Annotated in this window: 6 protein-coding genes; 3 read left to right on the top strand and 3 right to left on the bottom strand. The window is 37.4% G+C overall.

Features of this window, described 5'->3' with window-relative positions:
• Positions 1-1052 precede the first annotated feature (1052 nt).
• A complete protein-coding gene (locus L696_RS0107065) occupies positions 1053-1646 on the top strand; it encodes an SH3 domain-containing protein (protein ID WP_025683016.1) in 594 nt (197 codons plus the stop codon).
• 12 nt (positions 1647-1658) lie between these two features.
• The gene (locus tag L696_RS0107060; RefSeq protein ID WP_025683015.1) at positions 1659-2393 is read left to right on the top strand and encodes a hypothetical protein; all 735 of its coding nucleotides are present in this window, start codon (positions 1659-1661) and stop codon (positions 2391-2393) included.
• 115 nt (positions 2394-2508) lie between these two features.
• Here L696_RS0107060 and L696_RS0107055 read toward each other — a convergent pair whose 3' ends face one another.
• Positions 2509-2883 carry a hypothetical protein gene (locus L696_RS0107055; protein ID WP_025683014.1) on the bottom strand — a complete coding sequence of 125 codons (375 nt, stop codon included), beginning with the start codon at positions 2881-2883 and terminating at the stop codon, positions 2509-2511.
• Positions 2884-2938: 55 nt separating this feature from the next.
• On the bottom strand, positions 2939-3589 hold the full coding sequence (locus tag L696_RS0107050) for a hypothetical protein (protein WP_025683013.1): 651 nt from the start codon (positions 3587-3589) through the stop codon (positions 2939-2941).
• A 741-nt stretch (positions 3590-4330) separates the two neighbouring features.
• Here L696_RS0107050 and L696_RS0107030 point away from each other — a divergent pair.
• On the top strand, positions 4331-4816 hold the full coding sequence (locus L696_RS0107030) for a hypothetical protein (protein ID WP_025683012.1): 486 nt from the start codon (positions 4331-4333) through the stop codon (positions 4814-4816).
• A gap of 658 nt (positions 4817-5474) precedes the next feature.
• Here the strand turns inward: L696_RS0107030 and L696_RS0107025 are convergent.
• Positions 5475-6620, bottom strand: a complete 1146-nt coding sequence (locus tag L696_RS0107025; protein WP_025683011.1) for a hypothetical protein — start codon at positions 6618-6620, stop codon at positions 5475-5477.
• Positions 6621-6803 lie beyond the last annotated feature (183 nt).

The following is a 6803-nucleotide window of genomic DNA, read 5'->3' as shown; positions in this document are numbered from 1 at the left end:
CAGACATCTAACATTCACTTTAGCGAAGAAGCGGAATCATAGAGCTGATACAGTATGGTAATTGTGAAAACTGTGGTTTTAGAATAAACCAACGACTGCATCCTGAATATATCGTCTCGCATGATCATCCCCTTAAAGTTAGAGACCCTTATACGAATCTAATCTTCAGAATGGATCAATAGAATCACCTGATATTATCTCTACCAGTATCATTTCTGTCGCATTTTGCATGACAAAGCTCACCGTTCTGGCTCCCCTGAGGCGTACTTGTTCAATATCTTTGAGGTTTTGGTCTTGTCATGCAGGAACTTATTCTACGCATGTCGATTTAAATAAGAAGGCGGGAGAATAACGCTTCCGATGGTCCAAGGGCTCGTCAAGCTGTACCGATCGAGATAGATTAGAGAACTCCAGAATAGAGGCTGTCTGCCGTCCTTCTAATAAGATGTTTTGTAAGCGGCGAGAGCCGCCTTTTTGCTTTTATATAATGCATACCTATAACTACTTTAATAGCGAACGAATCCAGTTTTTTAATTTCATAAATTGACCAGTTATGAGGTGAATCTATCTAACGTCCTAAAAAGAATTTAGATATTTTTGCCTTATTTTGAGGCAAATAAACTTTCTGATATGTAGGTATCTGGGAAAGAAGAATCAAATATAGTAATTTTTCGAATATATTTCTTGAAAAACTGAAGCCATATGATATAATCAACATTGAAATAATTACCATTAATTAAATATTTATGAATATCTAAATTGAAAGTATACACTTCCTAATCTTTTAAAATAGATTGGAATTTGTATAAGCATCACCTATCAACGAGCTTTAAATATTTAATTGGGAAGGTGGGGGTTTTGCTGGTAAACATTTAATGAAAGTACAGAGAAAGATCGAACTTGTGAGGAAAAACGTTTGTTCTAAAGATTCTAGCCCTCAACACAATCGGATGTGAGGATATATTGTACAGTCCATTGTTCGGTCATGCCGATACCGTTATTGAACAAAGAGGCTAGGACAGCTACATAAAAATAGGAGGTGTTTGGTTTATATGTTAAAATCAAGTATGAAGTTTGTTTTCACCCTCATTGTTTGTATTTTTTTAACCCAAGTGCCTGGAATTTCTCATGCACAACTTGCTCCATATGAAAAAACGACGAGTGTGATGGATGTAGTGATCGGAGGGTTAAATGTAAGAACTGGACCAGGATTTAGTTATCCAGTAATTGCCCAAGTAAGCTATGGAGAAGATATTATTAGTTACTGTCCAACGACACCCAATGGATGTGCCCCTATTACGGGTAATGGACAGGAATGGAACCGCAACTACTACCCAGATGCCAGTATTGGTTATTATTCAAATGCGGCTATTGGGTATACGGCTTGGTATATTAGTGCAGAACAGGGGCCATTTAATTACGTAAATACACATACAACAAAGGTAACACGTTCAAGTACGCTTTATAGGGACGCTTGCCCGAATCTTGGTGGTAGTAGTGGTATAACTGAACCTAAAGGGAAGTACCTACCTGCTTATGATGATGAATTAAAAGCAACGGTATGTAATCCCAATGCATGGAGGGTTTTAGATACTGACGCACATACCGATGGATATGTGAATGGTTGGAATTTAAGAGCGGAGTAAAGGAGGAAAAAGATGATGAAAAAGAAAACATTAACTAGTATCCTTGCAGTTCCATTAATAGTGGCGGCTGCTTCAGGTTTTTTCTACCTAAACAAAGATCAGGTTGTCAGTGCACAGAGCGAAACGATTGCAGCTGCTGACAAAGCCACGAATAGTCAGGTGGAATATATCAAGATATCTGTTTCTTCAAGCACTTATTCCGATAGTTCTTATCAAATACGCATCCGTGATCGGAAAAACCTAAGTGAAGTTACTGAAGATTATGTCGGAGGAGTCCTACAAAATAAAATTATAGTTTCTGAAGAGGGAAGACGAGTCACTTCTATAGGAAGGGATCATGTAACAGGAAAACTTGTAGGGAACACTTGGATATTGCCAGTTAACCTGGCTAATGAAAATAAGAAAATTTTAAATATCTCTCTAATGGAAGAACAGAAAAAAGAAATGAAAGAGCAAAATTGGGTGAAATCTTTACGACCACAATCAAATGACGCATCACTTCAAGAGGTTGTAGCAGAAACCAATCTTAAAAAAGAGACTGTAACCATTGATACTAAAACAGGACTCCCAGTAAAGAGAGAAGTCTTTGTGAAAGATAAAGAGGGGAATTGGACAGAAGACTCTGTTAGGGTCGAGGAATACAAATATTTAGACTCCATGCCAATGAACTTGCAAAAAATGAATGATGAAGCAGAGATCAAAGAAATTACCGCTCCAATTAAAGAAGATAAATTATTAAAAGGGTAATAACAATTTGAATGTATGTATAAAAACGCCTAAGCATTATCTCTGTCTAGGCGTTTTTTCTATAAGGCTGCAGAAGCTGATTTGTTGCTGGCCAAGTCTTACTGTGAATCGTTTGTTATATCCGATAAAGCTCATGATAATTGCTGATATGCTCAGCCATCCATTCATGGTTATGAATCTCCGCTTGAATTCCCGCCTCAAAGGAACTGCACTTCTCCGGTGGTATTGTTAATCCTATATATCCCGTATTCCGATATAGTTCCTTCTCCGATTCTTCCGGGTCATCCGTTGAATAGTTGGCCAGCTGTTCATAATTTGGATCGCACAGAGGCTGCTTTTTATAGTGAAAAATTTCTGTTTTATATACGGTTTGATCGATAGAGTTTTCTTCAACCCACTGGTTCATAAAATATACAGTATTGCTTACCGCGTAAGGACATGGGTCAAACTTCTCCGCTAATCCTTCCGGATCAAAAATTTCGTCATTCATTGTCTCTGGAAAATGCCCGATCTCATGGACGTCGTAATCTAATTCGTTGCAATAATCATAAAGTTTTAGCTGCTTTGTTTTTTATTCGCTTATACGAATAATGGTAATCTCTCCGAGGTGCATTAGTGGAAAAAGTGCTACCTTTAATTTCAAACCCTGGCATTGTAAAATGTTTTTTTTCAAGCTGGGAAGTCGCTATGACAGGTGATATGCCCAATTTCTGATATGCAGATGCTCCACATCGGCTGATCTGTTCTAAAATTCCTCGTTTTAATACAGACACCACTTCAGGTAGATTGAAGGAGTGCTCTGCTATATGTTTGTCCAAGAGGTTACCCAAATGTTCTTCGATCTTCGGAATTTGTTTGCCGCTCCCTATGACAACAATCCCGTCATTTAGGGCAGCCACGCGAAGGCCTTCTGAAGCTTTGCCATCTAATTTAAAGACAGTATTAATTCCTTTGTTCTCGTCAATCATAACCCCAATTCCTCCATATTGCGGTTTAGGTTTGCCACGTTCGACCGCGATAGCTTCCGTGTATCGCTGTAGGGCCAACTGCAATGGACCTTCTTGCAGAGCTACATTTTCTATTGTAATCTCATGCAAAACCGATTCGATAAAGGGTACGGCATCTTCCCATAACTTTACGCCCCCTGCCTTAAAAAAACCAAGTTGTTTATCCTTCAAATAGATAAACTTGGACATAATATCTACTTGGTTCCCCCCCCCCTGAAGGAAACCCGAAAGTCAGATGCAAATACAGCCTTGTCTCCCGAGCGATACATCGCTAAGATCGTCATGGAAACTCCTCCTTATGTATGTCTATATATACCCTTAAGTCTTTTATCCTTATTTGTCAAGTAATGAATTAGGATAGGAAGGGGGCTGCCGAGACGCGTTTGGTTTGGCATGCACGTAAGCGATGATGTCATGGCCGTGCACGTTGCTTTTGGTGCATGGGAGGCCATGTTAACGATTTGGCGTCATATCCTTATGCAACGGGCCAGAGGAGCTATCGCGACCGTGGTAGCTCCTGCATATTTTGTCTGTCAGGAACTGCTAAAGGAGTTTCATCCATAAGTCTTAGAAAATGGAGATTTGATCATGTGGATGTAGAATGGAAAAGCCGCTAATAATTTCTATGTTCAATTCTTTCATCATTAAAATATTTGATTTGATCGTAGGTACTCAAGTTGGCTTGATTTTGACGCATAGTCTGGTTTGTGATCATGTAACCAAATGGATTAACCCATTGAAAAATAAACATGAGAAGCAAAAAAGATGAGATATTTAATGCCTCAGTGCAGATGTAAGAAGACTTGTTGGTCTATGTAAATCAGGGCAAGTGGTACAGCAAGGTAGCCTATGTACAACGAACGGATATAGCAGGTGGTGATCTTTGCACTTATCAATGAGCTCTTGGGCTAATTGAAGGGAGCTACAATAGTGAAGATAAAAAAAATTGAAGAACTGACTAATCAAGAGTTAGTAGATGAATACGGATACTTGGCTGCAAAAGAAGCGTCGCGGGTACCAGGTCCCGATGGAAGGGTCCTCAATGAATTTGAAAGGACCATACACCGAATACAGTTGCTACGTGTAGAACTTTTGAGCCGTATGGGGGAGCCGAAAGAATCCATTTCTCCTTTTGCCTGGGAACAGGAAACATGGGCAGCTAAAGTTAAGTATTCAAAACTACTTCGAGAACATCTTAGCAAATGTGAAACCAAATACGAGCGACCTCTATCACTCGCGAAAGCCATTCAGGAAGCCATTTACTTGCTAACTACATTTAATGAAGTCGAGCATGAAAACTATAAATTAATGGAGGGTGAAGGCGCAGACAGCCCTCAGAAAGCACAGGAGATGAGAAAATTGGCGCGTAAGGAAGTGAACAAAATTCGCGCCTTCCTACGTAAATATACACGCTAGTGATGTTAAAGGGCTAGTTCATAGTAAAGGATTATCATTAAAGGGTTATCGTGATTCATAACAAAACAACAAAAGGAGATGTCTATTTTGTAGATGTCCTAAGAAAAGAAATTATAATGGGTACACGGCGAGATAAGGAGCAGTGTTTTCCTTAATACAAATTGACACTAGGTTTTCTGTTAGTGTATAATTAATCCAATAAAATAAAAGATTTAGTTCATAAAAGCTTTAATGTACTACTGCACAAAAGCTGTATTTTGTACATATGTATGTGTTAAAGAAAAAGCCTCCAAAACATATTGGCGACTTGCCGGAGGACAAGAACTTGTTCCCATTACCGTGTTTCCCCTATTTTCTAAACCCAGCCAATTCTTCTGTACAAAAAAACCGCCGATCATTTTCAGATTTAACGGTTTTAAAAATTCAATTTTTTATATATGTTTCGACTGTTTTCTGAAGCTTCTATGCTCATTACTTGGATTGTTCATGATCAGCATTGCAATTTTTTGTGGTGTGTACGGTATCATCGATCGAATATCTTCTTTAGCACTTTATTCGATAAGTCTCTTTACACACTCTTTATCTATTTCTACCATCTAATGAAAGACACTAAATGAAGAATAGATACTGGTAGCTAATCAGCAACACACGAGCACTTCTATTTCTGGGGAATGACATATTGATCTGGCATAATTGCTGTGTTTGTCTCTTGAATTTCAATAATTTGCCCCACTTGGTCTAAACGATCATTTAGTTTTGCCCTTTCTAGTTGTAATTTTTCGTCTAGATACTTGTGTCTAATTTCAAATTCAGTAAAGATATCAGCCCAGGTTTTTATATAAACTTTGAACTTTCCTGTTTTGAAAACGAGCCCTTTTGAACGTTCACCATGGTTAGCGGCGTTTTCTAGTAATTGTTCAATATAACCAGTCTGATCAAACTTATTTCCAACAAGCAGAAATTCCCACTGCATTTGTGATGAGTTAAATTCTTGTTGATTGAGTATAACTTGAAGGTAGCTAATAACTTGGTCATATTGTTTTTTACCAAGACTAATCGATGGATGTTTTAATTCAACAACAATATTGCTAATCTTTTCGACTTGCTTGTCTATCCTAACCATAAAAATATCCATTTCTCGAAGCTTATCAGGATGATCGATTTTCCCTTCTATTTCAACATTCGTTAGTAGATGCACATATCTTCTCAAGGCTTCTTCAAATTTGGGTTCAGCCGCTGTGACAAGATGATATTGTTCACCGAAAATCCAATAATGCTTTTCAATAAACTTTTGTAAATGATCAACTTCATTAGCTCTTAAATCCTTACGAAAGACAATTTCCTGTAGATAGTTTATTGCCTTAAACCGATCCTGTACTAAGCGAATTGTTTTAATAACATTTGATAAGTGATTAGTCTTTAACATCTCAGATAATTCTTTTCGCTCCGTACTATCTAATTCAACAATACCATTAAGAACGTCGAAGAGCTTTTCTCGCTCGCCTGCATCCATAATCAGGTCCAGAAATCGAACAAATGTTTTTTTCTGTTCGATATTCATTTTAACAAAGATTTTAGGTTCCACTTGGTACAACTCTCGAATTAAATTCTCAAGTTCTTCCTTGCGGACTTCATCCCATGGGTTTTCTCCATACTCCGGAAATGCATTTACAGTCTTGAAATCTTGAATAACAACATCAGTATATTTTACTAAAAATGGTTTTCTTTTTTCTCTAAGATATTCGTTCAATCTCTCAATCATAAATTTGTATTCATCTGATTCAGTATTGTAACCAAAAATCACTTGTTGTCCTTCTTGAATCTCAGCAAACTCAAAATCATCAAAAATGTGACTTTGAATATATATGCTATGATAAAACGAATCCCCTTTATTATTGAATTTTGTATTTATTTTATGTTTTTCATTATTGTTTGAATCAATAAAATAATAGCTTCTTCGCTAAAGTGAATGTTAGATGTCTGTTTA

Source organism: Paenibacillus maysiensis, from assembly GCF_000520815.1.
GTDB lineage: Bacteria > Bacillota > Bacilli > Paenibacillales > Paenibacillaceae > Paenibacillus > Paenibacillus maysiensis.
The sequence above is the reverse complement of the archived record's forward strand: the minus strand, read 5'-3'. Positions and strand labels throughout refer to the sequence as shown.